General features: G+C 67.3%; 14 protein-coding genes. 8 read left to right on the plus strand and 6 right to left on the minus strand.

Annotated elements, in window-relative coordinates:
• Positions 1–92: 92 nt before the first annotated feature.
• Both ACK4S9_RS03240 and ACK4S9_RS03245 read right to left on the minus strand, forming a co-directional pair.
• Positions 93–2,741, minus strand: coding sequence for an EAL domain-containing protein (locus tag ACK4S9_RS03240; RefSeq protein WP_409721352.1), 2,649 nt, complete (start codon positions 2,739–2,741; stop codon positions 93–95).
• Positions 2,738–4,753, minus strand: a complete 2,016-nt coding sequence (locus tag ACK4S9_RS03245; RefSeq protein WP_409721355.1) for an ATP-binding protein — start codon at positions 4,751–4,753, stop codon at positions 2,738–2,740. Before ACK4S9_RS03245 ends, ACK4S9_RS03240 begins: the two co-directional genes overlap by 4 nt.
• 319 nt (positions 4,754–5,072) lie before the next feature.
• Here ACK4S9_RS03245 and ACK4S9_RS03250 point away from each other — a divergent pair, with 319 nt between their 5' ends.
• The 5 genes from ACK4S9_RS03250 to ACK4S9_RS03270 all read left to right on the plus strand — a co-directional run bounded on the left by ACK4S9_RS03250 (position 5,073) and on the right by ACK4S9_RS03270 (position 10,731).
• Positions 5,073–5,528 (plus strand): CinA family protein, encoded by a 456-nt coding sequence (locus ACK4S9_RS03250; protein ID WP_409721358.1) that lies wholly within the window; start codon positions 5,073–5,075, stop codon positions 5,526–5,528.
• 24 nt (positions 5,529–5,552) lie between these two features.
• A complete protein-coding gene (locus ACK4S9_RS03255) occupies positions 5,553–6,473 on the plus strand; it encodes a metallophosphoesterase family protein (protein WP_409721361.1) in 921 nt (306 codons plus the stop codon).
• 32 nt (positions 6,474–6,505) lie between these two features.
• The gene (locus ACK4S9_RS03260) at positions 6,506–9,328 is read left to right on the plus strand and encodes a M16 family metallopeptidase (protein WP_409721364.1); all 2,823 of its coding nucleotides are present in this window, start codon (positions 6,506–6,508) and stop codon (positions 9,326–9,328) included.
• A gap of 66 nt (positions 9,329–9,394) precedes the next feature.
• Complete coding sequence (locus ACK4S9_RS03265; RefSeq protein WP_409721429.1) at positions 9,395–9,721, plus strand: ArsR/SmtB family transcription factor; 327 nt, start codon at positions 9,395–9,397, stop codon at positions 9,719–9,721.
• Positions 9,718–10,731: a cation diffusion facilitator family transporter gene (locus tag ACK4S9_RS03270; RefSeq protein ID WP_409721367.1), complete on the plus strand. Its 1,014-nt coding sequence runs from the start codon at positions 9,718–9,720 to the stop codon at positions 10,729–10,731. Before ACK4S9_RS03265 ends, ACK4S9_RS03270 begins: the two co-directional genes overlap by 4 nt.
• Before the next feature lie 144 nt (positions 10,732–10,875).
• On the opposite strand, the gene cysK is transcribed toward ACK4S9_RS03270, so the two are convergent.
• Genes cysK through tcdA form a run of 3 tightly spaced genes read right to left on the minus strand, consistent with a single transcriptional unit; the run spans position 10,876 to position 13,302 of the window.
• Positions 10,876–11,808 (minus strand): cysteine synthase A, encoded by a 933-nt coding sequence (gene cysK, locus ACK4S9_RS03275; protein WP_409721370.1) that lies wholly within the window; start codon positions 11,806–11,808, stop codon positions 10,876–10,878.
• 28 nt (positions 11,809–11,836) lie between these two features.
• Entirely contained in the window at positions 11,837–12,376 is a 540-nt protein-coding gene (locus ACK4S9_RS03280; protein WP_409721373.1) for an FKBP-type peptidyl-prolyl cis-trans isomerase, read from the minus strand.
• A gap of 35 nt (positions 12,377–12,411) precedes the next feature.
• Positions 12,412–13,302, minus strand: a complete 891-nt coding sequence (tcdA, locus tag ACK4S9_RS03285; protein ID WP_409721376.1) for a tRNA cyclic N6-threonylcarbamoyladenosine(37) synthase TcdA — start codon at positions 13,300–13,302, stop codon at positions 12,412–12,414.
• Positions 13,303–13,391: 89 nt separating this feature from the next.
• On the opposite strand from tcdA, the gene pdxH reads away from it, so the two are divergent.
• Together pdxH and ACK4S9_RS03295 are read left to right on the plus strand one after the other, a co-directional pair.
• The gene (gene pdxH, locus ACK4S9_RS03290) at positions 13,392–14,591 is read left to right on the plus strand and encodes a pyridoxamine 5'-phosphate oxidase (protein ID WP_409721379.1); all 1,200 of its coding nucleotides are present in this window, start codon (positions 13,392–13,394) and stop codon (positions 14,589–14,591) included.
• A 62-nt stretch (positions 14,592–14,653) separates the two neighbouring features.
• Positions 14,654–15,862, plus strand: coding sequence for a class I SAM-dependent methyltransferase (locus tag ACK4S9_RS03295; protein WP_409721382.1), 1,209 nt, complete (start codon positions 14,654–14,656; stop codon positions 15,860–15,862).
• Here ACK4S9_RS03295 and msrA read toward each other — a convergent pair.
• A complete protein-coding gene (msrA, locus tag ACK4S9_RS03300) occupies positions 15,855–16,394 on the minus strand; it encodes a peptide-methionine (S)-S-oxide reductase MsrA (protein ID WP_409721385.1) in 540 nt (179 codons plus the stop codon). The two genes, ACK4S9_RS03295 and msrA, sit on opposite strands and share 8 nt — an antisense overlap.
• 124 nt (positions 16,395–16,518) lie before the next feature.
• On the opposite strand from msrA, the gene ACK4S9_RS03305 reads away from it, so the two are divergent.
• Positions 16,519–17,025, plus strand: a complete 507-nt coding sequence (locus ACK4S9_RS03305) for a flavin reductase family protein (protein ID WP_409721388.1) — start codon at positions 16,519–16,521, stop codon at positions 17,023–17,025.
• The last annotated feature ends 159 nt before the right edge of the window (positions 17,026–17,184 follow it).

Below are 17,184 nucleotides of genomic sequence, written 5' to 3' on the forward strand. Positions count from 1 at the left end.
GTGGGCGGGAGACCCGCCCACCCTACGATAGACCGGTTTTCGTCGGGTGGGCAGGGTAAGTTCGGGCAATGCCCGGAATTACGCCCACGCGGTCAAGCGACGTTTGATTTTTCTGCATCCTCGCGCGGCGTCTTGCGGTCGTCGTAGGGCCCGTAGGTGAGCCAGTAATGGCGGAACGCCAGCCGGATGTTCTCCCTCAGCTGCAAGTCGTTCCACGGCTTGGTATAGAAGCGGTAGATCGCCCCGCGGTTGATCGAATCGAGCACCGTCTCCACGCCGGTATCGCCCGACAGGATGATGCGAATGGTCTCCGGATACATCTCCTTCACCTTGCTGAGGAACTCGGTGCCGCTCATGACGGGCATGCGCTGGTCGCACAGGATCACCTGCACCCGGTACAGCGCCAGCAATTCGAAACCCTCGCTCGGGGTGGACGCCGTCAGCACCCGGTAGTTGTCGCGCCTGAACAGGCGGTACAACGCGGTCAGCACGTTGACGTCGTCGTCCACGATGAGCAGCGTTTGCAGCTTGTCGTCCTGCTCCTTCGGCTTGTCGGGCTGGGCGCGGTTGTCCTGCACCAGCCGCGCCAGCTCGTCGGCGGGTAGCGCGCGCGAGAAATGGAAGCCCTGGATCTCGTCGCAGCGGTTGCGCCGCAGGTAGGCCATCTGGGCGCGCGTCTCCACGCCCTCCGCGATCACCTGCATGTGCAGGCTGTGCGCCATGCTGATGATGGCCAGCGCGATCGCCGCGTCGTCCGGGTTGGTGACGATGTCGCGCACGAAGGCGATGTCGATCTTCAGCTTGTCGATCGGGAAGCGCTTGAGGTAGGCCAGGCTCGAATAGCCGGTGCCGAAGTCGTCGATCGCGATGCGGATGCCGAGTTCCTTCAGCCGCCCCAGCACGGCGATGGTGTGCTCGGCATTCGACATCAGCGCGCTTTCCGTCAGTTCCAGCTCCAGCAGGCCGGGCTCGACCCCGTGGCGCTCGAGCGCCGCGCGGATCACGCCTTCCAGGTCGCCCTCGACGAACTGGCGGCTCGACACGTTCACCGCCACCCGCACGTCGCGCACTCCACTGGCATTCCAGGCCGCGATCTGGCGGCAGGCCTCGTCGACGATCCATTCGCCGACCCGCACCACCAGCCCGGTTTCCTCCATCAGCGGCACGAATTCGGCCGGATAGACCAGCCCGAAGCCGGGACGGTTCCAGCGCAGCAGCGCTTCCACGCCCGAGATGCGGCCGGTGTTCAGCTCCAGCTTGGGCTGGTAGTACAGCACGAACTGGTTGCCCTCGAGCGCGCTGCGCAGCGCCAGTTCCAGGTCCAGGCGCGCCAGCACCTGCACGTTCATCCCGGCGGTGAAGAAGCGGTAGCCGTCGCGCCCCGCTTCCTTGGCGCGCACCATCGCGGTGTCGGCATACTTGACCAGGGTGCCCGGCTCGGTCGAGTCTTCCGGGTACATGGCGATGCCGATGCTGGCCGTCAGCGCGGCCTGCTGGCCGAGCAGGTCGAAGGGCGCGCGCAGCGACTCGCGGATCTCGTTGGCGACGTTCACCGCTTCCTGCTGGTCGCGCGTCATGGTCAGGATCAGGGCGAACTCGTCGCCGCCCAGGCGCCCGGCGGTGTCGCGCAGGCGCACCACGCGCACCAGGCGCGTGCTGAACTGGCGCAGCAATTCGTCGCCGAGCGAGGTGCCGAGCGAATCGTTGATGATCTTGAAGCGGTCGAGCGTGATGCACAGCACCGCCACGCGCCAGTTCTTGTCGCGCGCCAGCTCGATGGCGTCGCGCAGGTTCTGGAAGAACAGGGTGCGGTTCGGCAGGCCGGTGAGCGCATCGTAGCTGGCCATGTGGCGCAGGCGCTCCTGGGCGTGCAGGCGCTCGCTGATGTCGCGCGCCACCGCGATCAGCATGCGGTTCTTGCCCAGGTCCTGCAGCTTCCAGCTGATCTCCACCGGCACCGCGCCCTGCCCGCCGGCGCGCAACAGCTCGGTCTCGACGATGTCGCCCGGCAGGGCCCCGAACTCGGTCTTGCCCGCGTCCCCTCCGGCGTCCGGCGCGGAGGTGGGCGCGCCGCCATGGGCCTGCGCATCGGCCGCCAGGTGGCGCTCGAGCAGTTCGCGCGTGGCCAGGCCCAGCGCCACCGGGTCGATGCGCAGCAGCGCGTCGCGCGAGAAGCCGAGCATGCGGCAGGCGCCGTCCGAGACGTCGACCATCGCCATCGAGGCGGTATCGATCAGGAAGATCGCATCGGGCGTCGCGTCCATCGCGCCGCGGAAGCGCGCCAGCTCGGCGGTGCGTTCGCGCACCTCGCGCTCCAGCTGCACGCCGTAGTCCTGCGACTCGCGGTGCAGCAGGCGCACCTCCAGCAGGTTGCGGATGCGCGTCATGACCTCCACGGTGTCGAAGGGCTTGCCGATGAAGTCGCGCGCGCCGGCCTCCAGCGCCGCCAGCTTCTTGTCCGGCTCGGCCGTCACCACCAGCACCGGCAGCCAGGAATCGCTCTCGAGCGGCTTGAGCGCTTCCATCACGTCGAAGCCGTCCATGCCCGGCATGTGCAGGTCGAGGATGATCAGGTCGAAGCGATGCTTCAGGTGCAGCGACACCACCTGGCGCGGGTCGTTGGTACTCGAGACGTTCTCGTACCCCGTCGTCTTCAAGAGGTATTCGAGCAGCTGGACGTTGACGGGTTCATCGTCCACGACGAGGATGCGCGCGCGGCGGATGTCGGACAGTGCAATCATTCGGCCTTCCTTTCGGCTGGTTCTGCGTTGGCCAGCGTACTGTTGATCGCATCGGTGAACTTGTCGATGTCGATCGGTTTGGTCAGGTAATGGGTGAAGCCCGCGGCCATGCCGCGCTCGATGTCGCGCTGCATGGCGTTGGCGGTCAGGGCGATGACCGGGATGGCGGCCGTCAGCGGGTCGGCGCGCAGCTGGCGCAGCACCTCGATGCCGCTCATGCCCGGCAGGTTCAGGTCCATCAGGACGATCTCGGGCAGATGCTCGCGCGCCAGCGCCAGGCCGACGTGGCCGTCGTGCGCCGACAGCAGGCGCAGGTCGGAGCGGAAACGCACGATCTCTTCGACCAGGCGCAGGTTGGCGGGGTTGTCCTCGATGTACAGGATCAGGCGCGGGTCCCCTGCGTCCGGCGCCGTGTGGACTTCCCGCGTTTCGCCGACCGCGCCTTCGGCCTGCGCCGCCAGCGGCGCGGTGGTGGCCAGCTCGATCCAGAACACGCTACCCATGCCCGGGCTGCTGGAGACGCCGATCTCGCCGCCCATCAGCTCGACCAGGCGCTTGGTGACCACCAGGCCGATGCCGGTGCCTTCCTGGCTGCCGCCCTCCTGGCCGAGCCGGTTGAAGGGCTGGAACAGGCTCGCGACCTGTTCGGCATCGAGCCCGGCGCCGGTGTCCTGCACCGACAGGCGCAGCCGTGCCGGGGCCACCTGTTCACAGGTGACCACCACCGCGCCGGCCTCGCGGTTGTATTTCACGGCGTTGGAGAGCAGGTTGAGCAGCACCTGCTTCAGGCGGGTACGGTCGGCCAGCACCACCGCGCCCGGCGTTTCCGGGAACAGCACCCGCACGCCGCGGCCTGCCGCGATCGGCTCGACCATGGCGCGGGTTTCCACCAGCGTGTCGGAGAGCGCCACCGGCTCCATCGACAGGGTCACCGTGCCCGACTCGACCTTGGCCAGGTCGAGGATCTCGTTGATCAGGGTGAGCAGGTGGCGGCCGCTCTTCAGGATATGGCCGGCGAACTCCTTCTTCTGCTCGAGCGTCGAGGGCAGCGTATCGGAAGTGAGAATCTGGGCGAAGCCGAGGATCGCATTGAGCGGCGTGCGCAGCTCGTGACTCATCGACGAGAGAAACGCCGACTTGGCCTGGTTGGCGCTGCGCGCCTCCTCGATCGCATTGGCCAGCTCGGCATTGGCCAGCGCCAGCTGCAGGGTGCGCTCGTCCACGCGCTGCTCCAGCTGCTCGTTCAGGCGCATGACTTCCTGCTGCGCGCGCGAACGTTCCGCCGCCTCGCGCGCGATCGCGCTGCTGGAAGTCTCCAGCTCGCGCGTGCGCACCTCGATCTCGGTCAGCATCGCATTGAAGGAATCGACCAGCTCCCCGGCCTCGTCGTTGCTGATGCGCGGCGCGCGGCGCGAATAGTCGCGGGTGGCGACGACGTCGCGCGCGATCTCGGTGATGGCCACGATCGGCGCCGTCACCACCCGGCCCATGCGGCGCATCAGGAGGTAGGCCACGCACATCGCCAGCAGCGTCACGCCCGCGGCGATGCTGAGGTAATCGATGGAGCGCGCCAGCAGCTGGTTCTCGGCGCGCAAGTAGACCGTGCCGAGCGCCTCGCCGTCCTCCACGATGCGCTGGTGGATGACCAGGTTGTCGCGATCGCTGGCGGGAGCGTCGGGCAACATCTCAGGCAGTCCCTGGGTCTCGCCGGTCGCCTGATAGGAAGCGAACAGCTCGCCGTCGGCGTCGTAGATGGCGGCGGCGCGCACCTGGGGGCGGGTACGCAGCAGCGCCAGGTTTTCCTTGGCCAGGCGCGGATCGTCGAAGCTCAGCGCGGCCGAGCTCATATGGCCGACCAGTTCCGCCTGGGTGGCGAGGTCGTCCAGCAAACTGCGGTGGTAGCTGCGCAGGTCGTAGAAGATGATGATCGCCACCGACACCAGCAGGGCGACGAGCGTGGTCGTCATCACCGCCCGCACCAGCTTGCTGCGGATCGAACGGCGATGGGTCATGCGGCCTCCAAGGATCCTACGTCAAACAACATTGTCAATACGGGTGCCGCCAGCCGGGCGCGGCGGCGCAAACAGCATAGCCGACGGCTTCGTGTCATGTCGCACAGAACTTTTCACTATTCAACCATATGCATGGCGGGTAAAACATGTGTGAAGCCTGAAGTGCACGCTTTCTGTGTCAGTGCGGCACGGACCGCGCTAGAATGAACCGTGCGCCGCTCGCGTGCGCCACACCGGCCTCGGCCCGCTCATCGCTTACTTGCGCGGTCAACCGCATTCAAAGGAGCTTCACGTGACGAACGATATCCTAGATCTTGCTATGAAAGTTGGCCGGGCGCTCGAGGCCAAGCGCCTGGTGCTGGCCACCGCCGAATCCTGCACCGGCGGCGGCATCTCCCAGGCGATCACCGAAATCCCCGGTTCCACCGGCTGGTTCGACTGCGGCTTCGTCACCTATTCCAACAATTCGAAGACCGAACTGCTGGACGTGCCGGCCGCGCTCATCGCGCAATTCGGCTCGGTGAGCGAGGAAGTGGCCGGCAAGATGGCCGAGGGCGCGCTGTCCAACAGCACGGCCGACGTCGCGGTGTCGACCACCGGCATCGCCGGACCGACCGGCGCGGTGCCGGGCAAGCCGGTGGGCACGGTCTGCTTCGGCTGGTCGCGCGGCGACACCACCTATACCGAGCGCCTGGTATTCCAGGGCGACCGCCAGTCGGTGCGCGAGCAGACCGTGGCGCATGCGCTGCAGGGCCTGCTGCGCTTCATCGAGTAGGCAGGCTGGCGACCAGGGTCCGGAATGACTCGGATAGCGCCGCGCCTGCTGGGCGGCCTGGCGCTGCTCGCAGCCGCCGGGCCGGGATCCACCCAGCCCCTTGACGACGCCGCCGCGTACACCGTGTACGCGGCGGGCGACATCGCGCGCTGCAAGCACCCCGACCCGCGCTGGTCCGGCGCCGCCGCCACCGCCAAGCTCGTGGAGCCGCTGCTGCGCGCCGATCCCAGGTCCGCCGTGCTGTCGCTGGGCGACCATACCTACCCGGTCGGCGCGGCGGCCGAGTTCGAAAAATGCTACCACCCGACCTGGGGACGCTTTCGCGAGCGCACCTGGCCGACGCCCGGCAACCACGAATACGCGACGCCCGGCGCCGCGCCCTACTTCGCGTATTTCGGCGCACGGGCCAGGCCGCAAGGACGCAGCTGGTACAGCCTGCGGCTCGGCAGCTGGCTGGTGCTGTCGCTGGACAGCAACCTGAGCGGTGAGCCCCACGCGGAGCAGATCGGCTGGCTGCGCGACACGCTGGCGCGCGAGAAGGCCGCCTGCACCCTCGCCTTCTGGCACCACCCGCTGTACACCTCGGGCGGCCATATCGGCTACCAGGGCCGCATGCGCGACGCCTTCGCGCTGCTGCACGCGGCCGGCGCCGAGCTGGTCTTGTCGGGCCACGACCACGATTACGAACGCTTCGCGCCGCAGGATGCCGACGGCCGGCTCGACCGGGCCACGGGCGTGCGCCAGTTCGTGGTCGGCACTGGCGGCGCCTATGCCACGCCCTTCCTGCAGTTCACGCCGAACAGCGAGGTGCGCGAAGCCAGCCACGACGGCGTGCTGCGGCTGCGCCTGCTGGACGGGGCCTACGAATGGCGTTTCCTGCCGGCCGCCCCGGAACGGGTGCCGGCCGGGGCCACCCTCGACCACGGACGCGCCCGCTGTCATTGAGTTTCCACCAAGCGCGACAGAAGGAGCACCACATGCGATACTGCCGGCTGCTCGCCCTGATATTGATGATGACCACATTCGCTCCACCCCTTGGCGCCCAGTCCGTGCCGCCGCCCCTGCCCACCGTCGCCTTCGAGAAAACCATCCTGCCCAACGGCCTGCAGGTGATCCTGGTCGAAGACCGGCGCCTGCCGATCGTGGCGGTCAACATCTGGTACCACGTCGGCCCGGCCAACGAAGCGCCCGGCCTGACCGGCTTCGCCCACCTGTTCGAGCACATGATGTTCGCACAGACGCGCCACATTCCGCGCGGCATGGCCGACCGCCTGCTCGAGGGCGCCGGCGCCACCGACAGCAACGGCGGCACCGGCTACGACCAGACCAGCTACTACGACACCGTGCCCTCCAACCAGCTGGAACTGGCGCTGTGGGTGCACGCCGACCGCATGGGCTACCTGCTGGACGTGCTCGACCAGAAGGCGCTGACCAACCAGCAGGACGTGGTGCGCAACGAACGCCGCGAGACCGTCGAGGACGAACCCTACGGCCTGGTGCAGGAAGCGCTGGCGCACGCGCTGTTCCCGAAGGGCCATCCGTATTACGCCTCGATCATCGGCTCGCACGCCGACATCCAGAACGCGAAACTCGACGACGTGCGCCAGTTCTTCCAGCGCTACTACGGGCCGAACAACGCCAGCATCGTGATCGCCGGCGACATCGACAAGGCGAAGACGCGCGCCCTGGTCGAGCGCTACTTCGGCAGTTTCAAGCGCAGCCCGCCGGTGGCGCGCCCGCGCGTGACCACGCCGCCGATCACCAGCGAGCGCCGCGTGGTGGTGCGCGACCGCGTGGAGCTGCCGCGCATCTTCATGGGCTGGCTCACGCCGCCGGCATACCAGCCCGGTGACACCGAGCTGGCGGTGGCGGCCGAGATCCTCGGCGGCGGCAAGTCGAGCCGGCTGTACAAGAAGCTGGTGTACGAGCGCCAGATCGCCCAGGACGTGGACGCCAGCCAGAACTCCCAGGGCCTGGTCTCGACCTTCGTGATCGACGTCACGGCACGCCCCGGCGTCGAAGCGCGCGCGCTGGAAGCGGCGATCGACGCCGAGCTGGCCCAGCTGCGCGATCACGGCCCCTCGCAGCGCGAAGTCGAACGCGCCCGCAACAGCCTCGAGACCGCCCTCCTGAGCACCATCGAAAAGCTGGGCGGCGACGGCCTGGCCGACCAGCTCAACCACTACAACCAGTACACCGGCGACCCGGGCTACCTGCCCAAGGACCTGGCGCAGCTGCGCAGCATCACGCCCGCCGACGTGCAGCGTGCCATACGCAGCTACCTGGGCCAGCAGGCGCGCGCGGTGGTCACCGGCGTGCCCGGCAAGCCGGTGATCGACGATCCGCGCGTGCCGCCCGCACCCAAAGCCGGCAAGGCCGGCAAGCCGGCCGCCGCTCCCGCGCAGGAAGCGGTCAATGCGCCGGAACCGTGGCGCGCGCAGCAGCCGAAGGGCGGGCCGGCGCCGCGCTTCACGCTGCCGCAGGGCGAGTCCTTCAAGCTCGCCAACGGCTTCACCGTGATCCATCACTACAAGCCGGGCCTGCCGCTGGTGGCGGCCCAGCTGGTGGTGCGCAGCGGCAGCGCCGAGAACCCCGCCAAGCTGCCCGGCCTGGCCGGCTTCACGGCGCAGATGCTGGAAGAAGGCACGGCCACGCGCAGCGCTCCTAGAATAGCCGACGAGATCGCGCAGCTCGGCGCCTTCCTCGACACCGGCACCGGCCCCGATGCCTCGATGGTGTCGCTGCTGTCGCTGCGCGCGAATTTCGCGCCCGCGCTCGACATCATGGCCGACATCGTGCTGCGTCCGGCCTTCCCCATCGCGGAAGTCGAACGCCAGCGCGCCGACCGGATCGGGGAACTGATCCAGCAGCGCGACGATCCGGAATCCGTGGCGGCGGTGGCCGCGGCAGGCGCCCTGTTCGGCAGCAGGCATCCGAAGGGCTATGGCCAGCTCGGCACCGAACCGGCGATCCGCGCCGTCACGCGCGACGACCTGGTCGACTTCTGGCGCCGCCATTACGTGCCGGGGAACGCGGCGCTGGTGGTGTCGGGCGATATCGCGCGCAGCGAACTGAAGGCGCTGGTGGAAGCGCGCTTCGCGGCCTGGCCGCGTGCCGACGTCCCCGACGGCGGCCCGGGCGAGCCCGCGGGCACGCCCGCGCGCCTGGTGCTGGTCGACCAGCCGGGCGCGGTCCAGACCGCATTGCGCGTGACCGGTATCGGCGTGGCGCGCACGACCCCGGACTTCCCGGCGCTGCAGGTGCTGAACGGGGCGCTGGGCGGCATGTTCTCCAGCCGCCTCAACGACAAGCTGCGCGAGACCAAGGGCTATACCTACGGCATCTCCTCCTGGTTCCGCTACGACCGCACGCCCGGCCCCTTCGTCATCGCGAGCAGCGTGCGGCGCGATGCCACCGGCGCTTCGGTGCGCGAGATCTTCAGCGAGGTGAACGCGATGCGCGACGCGCCGCTGCCGGCCGCCGAACTCGACACCGCCCGCGACGCCCAGGTGCTGTCGCTGCCGGGGGCCTTCGAGACCAATGCCGACATCGGCGCCAGCATGGCCGACCTCTTCATCCATGAGCTGCCGCTCGACTACTACGCGCGCCTGCCCGGCCAGATCGCCGCCGTCACGGCGGCGCAGGTGCAGGCCGCGGCGCGCAAGTACCTGGCGCCGGAAAAGATGACGGTGGTGGCGGTGGGCGACCGCAAGCGCATCCTGCCGCAGTTGCAGCCGCTCGGGTTGGGGGCGGTGGAGGTGCGCGACAGCGATGGACAGCTGCCGCGTCCGCTGCAGTAACAGCCGCCGCGCTTGTCCGGCGCGGCATTTTCACCTAACATGTGAACAAATCTTCACATGTTGAATATGAACACGATTCCCGAATTCGCACACGCCGCCGGCGCCGTCGAGGAACTGGCCGACCTGTTCCACCTGCTCGGCGACGCCACCCGCCTGCGCATCGTGCTGGCCTGCCTGGCGCAGCCGACCGCGGTGGGCGACATCGCCGCCTCGCTCGACTTGTCCAGTTCGCTGGTCAGCCACCACCTGCGCCTGCTGCGCGCGGCCCGCATCGTCAAGGCCGAGCGCCAGGGCAAGCAGGTCTTCTATTCGGCGGCCGATGCGCACATCAGCAGCCTGCTCGCCAACATGTTCGAGCACATTGCCGAACCAGCCAACGGAATGGACGCATGAGCACCACCCACAAGCACGACCACCACGACCACGGGCATGGCCACGATCACGGCCACCATCACGGTTTCGGCCACCACCATCACCACATGCCGGATCCGGCCGGGCACGGCCGCGCCTTCGCGCTGGCGATCGGCATCAATACGCTGTTCGTGGCCATCGAATTCATCTACGGTTTCATCGCCCATTCCACCGCGCTGATGGCGGACGCCGGCCACAACCTGTCCGACGTGCTCGGCCTGATGCTGGCCTGGGGCGCGGCGGTGCTGGCCAAGAGCACGCCCAAGGGCCGCTACACCTACGGCCTGCGCGGCTCCTCGATCCTGGCGGCGCTGGCCAACGGCCTGCTCCTGATGGTGGCCTGCGGCGCCATCGCCTGGGAAGCGGTGCAGCGCTTCACCGAACCGGCGCCGGTGCAAGGCATGACGGTATCGATCGTGGCGGCGATCGGCGTGGTGATCAACGGCTTCTCGGCCTGGCTGTTCATGGCCGGCAGCAAGGGCGACCTGAACCTGCGCGGCGCCTACCTGCACATGGCGGCCGATGCCGCGCTGTCGCTGGGCGTGGTGATCTCGGGCCTGCTCATCATGGGCACCGGCTGGACCTGGGTCGACCCGGCGGTGAGCCTGGCGATCGTGGTCGTGATCGTGCTGGGCACCTGGTCGCTGCTGCGCGAATCGGTGCAGCTGTCGATGGCGGCGGTGCCGCCCGGTATCGATGCGGGCGCGGTGCACGGCTTCCTGAGCAGCCAGCCGGGGGTGAAGGAAGTGCACGACCTGCACATCTGGGCGATGAGCACGACCGAGAACGCGCTGACGGCGCACGTGGTGATGCCGGGCGGATACCCGGGGGACCGGGTGCTGGACGAAATGGTGGACAAGCTGCGCCACGACTTCGGCATCCACCACTGCACGCTGCAGGTGGAGGAAGGGACGACGCAGCATGGTTGTGCGCTGGGAGATCATCATGGTCATGGTCATGGTCATGATCATGACCACGCCCATGCGCACTAATCGAACCTGGATTCCCGCCTGCGCGGGAATGACGGTTTCAAGCCTGGTGGATCAAGCTGGTGCCAAGCGCCACCCGTATCCTCAAGACCGTCGTTCCCGCGAAGGCGGGAACCCCATTCCAAAGCGCAGTGAGAACGCCTGCATTCAGCCCGCCAGATTGGCGTACAACGCCGTACTCAGGTAGCGCTCGCCGAACGAGGGAATGATGGTCACGATCAGCTTCCCGGCGTTCTCCGGCCGCTGCGCCACCTGCACCGCCGCCCACAAGGCGGCGCCCGAGGAAATCCCCACCAGCAGGCCCTCTTCGCGCGCCGCGGCGCGCGCCGTCTCGAAGGCATCCTCGTTCTTCACGGTGATCACCTCGTCGTAGATGCCGGTGTTGAGCACCGCCGGCACGAAGCCGGCGCCGATGCCCTGGATCGGGTGCGGCCCCTTGCTCCCTTTCGACAGCATGGGCGAGGCTTCCGGCTCCACGGCGATGGCCTGGAAGCCGGGCTTGCGCGCCTTGATGACTTCGCTCACGCCGGTGATGGTGCCGCCGGTGCCGACGCCGGCCACCAGGATGTCGACCCGGCCGTCGGTGTCGCGCCAGATTTCCTCGGCGGTGGTGTTGCGGTGGATTTCCGGGTTGGCCGGATTGTTGAACTGTTGCGGCATGAAGCAGTTCGGATCGGAGGCGACCAGTTCCTCGGCGCGGCGGATCGCGCCCAGCATGCCTTCGCTGCCCGGCGTGAGCACCAGTTCGGCCCCATAGGCGCGCAGCAGCATGCGCCGCTCGTTGCTCATGGTTTCGGGCATCACCAGCTTGCAGCGGTAGCCGCGCGCGGCGCACACCATCGCCAGCGCGATACCGGTATTGCCGCTGGTGGGTTCGACGATGACGGTATCGGGCTTGATCATGCCGGCCCGCTCGGCGGCCTCGATCATGGCCAGGCCGATGCGGTCCTTCACGCTGTGCGCCGGGTTGTGGTATTCCAGCTTGCCGAGGATCTCGGCGCCACCGTTCGGGGCCAGCCTGCGGATTCGTACGAGGGGGGTGTTGCCGATCAGTTCAGTAACGTCGTTCGCGATGCGCATTGCCGGTCTCCCGATGTTTGGATTTGACTTACTTCACGTTCACCAGTTCCACGTCGAAGATCAGGTCGGCGTCGGGCGGGATCATGCCGCCAGCGCCGCGCTTGCCGTAGGCCAGCGCGCTCGGGATGATCAGGGTGCGCTTGCCGCCCACCTTCATGCCCTGCACACCCTGGTCCCAGCCCTTGATGACCATGCCGGCGCCGAGCTGGAACTCGAGCGGGTCGCCGCGGTCGAGCGAGGAGTCGAACTTCTTGCCGCGCTGCTTGGGCGCGAGCGGCTTGTGCAGCCAGCCGGTGTAGTGGACCTGCACCTTGCTGCCGACGCTGGCTTCCTTGCCCTTGCCGACCACGCGGTCGATGATCTCGACCTGCGGGGTGGGCGCGGCCGGAACGACGGCTTCCGACTGCGGCTGCACCGTCTGCGGCTGGGTCGCCTGCGGGACGGTCTGCTGCTCGGGCGCAGGCTGGGTGCTGGGCTTGGACGCGTCCTGCTGCTGGGTGGCGCTGTCCTGGGCGGTGGCGCCTGCTGCGGCCAGCACCAGCGCGGCAAATACGGTACGACGGATCATAGGGGTTCTTCCATCAAAGTGATCAATAACTGATCCTATGATAGCAAGGCCGCTTCCGCTTGCACAGTTTGCGCGTGAGCAACAGGCTCAAGCGCGTCCACCGGTTCGGCATTCGCCGCATCGGCCAGCTTGCGCAGCAGGTGGCCGGCCGCCACCATGCCGAAGGTGGCCGTGACCACCATGCTCGAGCCGAAGCCGGCGCAGTTCAGGCCGGTGATGCTGTTCGCATCGATGGCACAGGCGTCGCCGGCATCGGGATAGCGCAGCGGCTCCATCGAGAACACGGCATCGATGTGGTACTTGTTCTTTTCGCCCTTGGCGAAGCCGTACTGGGCGCGCAGGATCTTGCGCACTTTCTTCAGCAGCGGTTCCTGCTCGGTGCGGGCCAGGTCGCGCACTTCGATCTTCGTCGGATCCAGCTGGCCGCCGGCGCCGCCGATCACCACCAGGGGCAGCTTCTCGGCGCTGCAGTAAGCGATCAGGGCCGCCTTCGACTTGACGCCGTCGATAGCGTCGACCACGTAATCGAAACCTTTACCGGCGATCATCGTCTCGATGTTTTCCGGGTCGATGAAGTCCTCGACCAGGGTCACCTTGCAAAACGGATTGATCTGCGCGATGCGCTCCTTGAGCGCCTCGATCTTCGGCATGCCGATGGTCGACGTGAGCGCCTGGAGCTGGCGGTTGATGTTCGATTCGGCCACGTTGTCGAGGTCGATCAGGGTCAGGTGGCCGACGGCGCTGCGCGCCAGCGCCTCGACGATCCAGGAGCCGACACCGCCAACGCCGATCACGCAAACGTGCGCCGCACGGAAGCGTTCGAGCGCACGCTCGCCGTAGAGGCGCGCAATCCCGCCGAAGCGGCGCGCAAAGTCGACTTCGTCGTCCAGGGTAGCTGCGAGAGCAGGGGTATCGGTCAGGTTCATCCCGCCATTTTAACGGACCTCGATTGCGCATCTGCACTAAAATAGCTTCTAGTCAATCAAATTCTTCTCGTGTGTCAACAAAACGCCCCATGACCCTGAACCTCCACGACACCGCTCCCGATTTCGACCAGCCGATCGCCGTCCTCAAGCATTGCCATGACCGCATCCGCAAGCAGTTGGCGACCCTCGACAAGCTGCTCGCCCACCTGCCGGAATTCGGCGCCGACGACCAGGCGCGCCAGGCCGCGGCAGCGGTGCTGAAATACTTCGAGAAGGCGGCCCACCTGCACCACGACGACGAGGAACAGGACCTGATCCCGATGCTGCGCGCCGTGGCGCAAGGCGACGATGCCGCCACCCTGCAGGCGCTGGCGCCGGTGATCCTGCAGGATCACAAGGACATGGACGCGCTCTGGCAGGATTTGCACGAGCAACTGACCGCCATTGCCGAAGGCCAGTCACTGGTGCTGTCGGCCAGCGCGGTGCAGCGCTTCAGCCAGCGCTATTCGGCCCACATGGAACGCGAGGAAAGCACGATGGCGCCGATGGCCCTGCGCCTGTTCGGCCCGGAACAGATGGCGCAGCTGGGCCGGGCGATGCAGGCGCGCCGCGGGATCGGACAAGGCGCGGCCGCGCCCTCCCCCGCCATCGGCCAGGCCGTCGCCGACCTGCGCAAGGACTACGGTCAGGCCAGCCTGAACGAGCACGAGGTGATGGACGATCCGATGCTCCAGTTCACGCAGTGGTTCGAGCAGGCGCTGAAGGCCGAGGTGAACGAGCCGAACGCGATGTCGGTGGCCACGGTGGCAGCCAACGGCCGCCCCAGTTCGCGCATCGTGCTGGTCAAGCAATTCGACGAACGCGGCTTCACCTGGTACACCAACTACGACAGTCGCAAGGGCCAAGAGTTAGAGGATAATCAATACGCGGCTTTGTTGTTCTTTTGGAGCGAACTCGAACGTCAGGTTCGCATCGAAGGACGAGTAGAGCGCACCTCGAGCGAGGAAAGCGACCGGTATTTCCGCAGCCGGCCGCTCAAGAGCCGTTTGTCGGCCATTGCCTCCCGTCAAAGCGCTCCGATCGGCAGCCGTGCCGAGCTGGAACAGAATTACGAAGCCGTGGCACGGCAAGCCGGTGACGATCCTGCGCGTCCGGACAACTGGGGCGGTTTCCGCCTCGTGCCCGAGCGCCTGGAATTCTGGCAGGGGCGCCGCTCCCGCTTCCACGACCGCATCGTCTACGAGCGGCAGGAAGACGGCAGCTGGACCCGCCTGCGTTTACAGCCCTAGCCGGCCGCAGCGCAAGGTCTTCCTGTGCGCGGCACGCCGGCCGCTCATGCCGGAGGTGGACCATGTTCGAGCAGATGGTGTTGTCGGCCTGGAATGCAGGCCTGCGTGACAAGCTGTCCCTGCCCTTGCGGGTGGAACTGTGGGATGGCCGCCAGCTCGAGTTCTCCTCCGAACCCGCGCGCGTGACCATCCGCGTGCCCGACCGCTCCGCCCTGCGCTACCTGCGCTCCCCATCGCTGTACAACCTCGGGCGCGCCTATGTCGAGGGCGCGATCGACATCAAGGGACGGGCGGCCGACATCATCAACGTCGGCAACGCCCTGGCGGCCAGCCTCGACCAGGGCCGCAGCCGCCTCGGCGACATGCTGCGCCGCGCGGTCCCGCATACGCGCGAGACCGACGCCGAAGCGATCCGCTACCACTACGACGTTTCCAACGACTTCTATGCGGCCTGGCTCGACCCGGCCATGGTGTATTCCTGCGCCTACTTCGAGAACGGCGATGAAGACCTGGCTACCGCGCAGCAGAAGAAAATCGACCACATCCTGCGCAAGATCGACCTGCGGCCCGGACAGCGCCTCCTCGACATCGGCTGCGGCTGGGGCGCGCTGGTGCTGCGCGCGGCCCAGGCCTTCGGCGCCCGCTGCGTCGGCGTCACGCTCTCCGAAAACCAGGCCCGGCTTGCGCGCGAGCGGGTCGAACGGGCCGGATTGCAGGGCCAGGTCGAGATCCGCCTGCAGGACTACCGCGACGTCGACGGCAGTTTCGAGCGCATCACCAGCGTGGGCATGTTCGAGCACGTCGGCGTGCAGCACCTGCCGGAATATTTCTCACGCGTGAACCGGCTGCTGGCCCCGGGCGGCGTGGTGATGAACCACGGCATCACGACCACCAACGTCGACAACGGCGCCACACCCTACGGCGGCGGCGAATTCATCGACCAGTACGTGTTCCCGCACGGCGAACTGGCCCACCTGGCCACGGTGGTGCGGGCGATGCAGGAAGGCGGGCTGGAGGTGCGCGACGTGGAAAACCTGCGGCGCCACTACGCGAAGACCTGCGCGATCTGGACCGACAATTTCGAAAGCAATGCCGAACACATCCGGACGCTGACGGACGAGAAACGCTTCCGGATCTGGCACGTCTACCTGGCCGGTTGCGCCTACGCCTTCGCGCACGGGAGGATCAGCCTGTACCAGATCGTGTGCGGCAAGGCCGACGGAGAGGTCGACCAATTGCCGTGGTCGCGCAGGTACATGTACGCTACTTGAGCCGCTCGCTGAAGGTCTTGCGGAACTTCGCCACCTTCGGCGCCACGACGAAGGCGCAATATCCCTGCAGCGGGTGCTGCGCAAAGTAATTCTGGTGATAGTCCTCGGCCTTGTACCAGGTCTCCTGGGGCAGCAGCTGGGTCACGATCGGCGCATCCCATACCGCCGCCATTTCGGCCATCACCTTGCGCGCCGTCGCCTCCTGCTCCAGCGAGGTGGTGAAGATCACCGAGCGGTATTGCGGGCCGACATCGTTTCCCTGGCGGTCAGGCGTGGTCGGGTCGTGGATCGTGAAGAAAATCTCGAGGATGTCGCGGTAGCTGATCACCGCCGGATCGAACTCGAGCCGTACCACTTCGGCATGGCCGGTCGTGCCTGCGCACACTTGTTCGTAGCTGGGCTGGTCGACGTGGCCGCCCATGTAGCCCGATTCCACGCGCGTCACGCCGCGCGCCTCCAGGTACACCGCCTCCAGGCACCAGAAGCATCCGCCACCCAGGATGGCTACCTCGCTCCCGCTTTGTTCGCTCATCGCATGCACCTTTGCTATTTCGTCAGATTCGATAGTTCTTAATGTAACGCAAAGCGCACTTTCGTGCAGTGCACTCGGGATCAGAACCCGGTGGACCGCCCGACAGTGGCATAATGGCGGTCCAATGAATACACGCTCTCCCCGCGCCACCACACGCGGTTTCGATTCGGCGCACTTTCGCCAAGCCCTGTCGCAATTCGCCACCGGTGTCACCGTCATCACCACGCGCCTTGCCGACGGCTCTTTCCGCGGGCTGACCGCCAGTTCCTTCAACTCGGTCTCGCTCGAGCCCCCGCTCGTCCTGTGGAGCCTGGGCGCCGGCGCCAACAGCATGCCCATCTTCAGCGGCAACTCGCATTACGTCATCAACGTGCTGGCCGCGGGCCAGCAGGACCTGGCGCTGCGCTTTTCGCGCCGCGGCACCGACGATCCCTTCGTGGGCGTCGAGTATGAACTGTCGCGCACCGGCCTGCCGATCCTGAAAGGCGTCTCGGCCTGGTTCGAATGCCACAACCGCAGCCGCTATCCGGAGGGCGATCACGTCATCTTCGTGGGCGAAGTCGAGGAATGCGCCGTGCACCCGCAGCCGGCGCTGCTGTTCCACGGCGGCCGCTTCGGCGCCACCGGCTAAGAGCGCCCAACAATTCCCCCGATGGCTGCGCTGCATCGTCTTGCCCTCGGGGTTTTGTAAGGCGCTCTACAGCGCATTGCCAGCCCATCATTGCCGATCGGGCAAAAATGAAAATGCCTGTCGCAGATTCAAAAGATGCGGCGCTGCGTCATTCCTATA

It is taken from the genome of Massilia sp., assembly GCF_046293535.1.
Classification (GTDB): Bacteria; Pseudomonadota; Gammaproteobacteria; order Burkholderiales; family Burkholderiaceae_D; genus Telluria.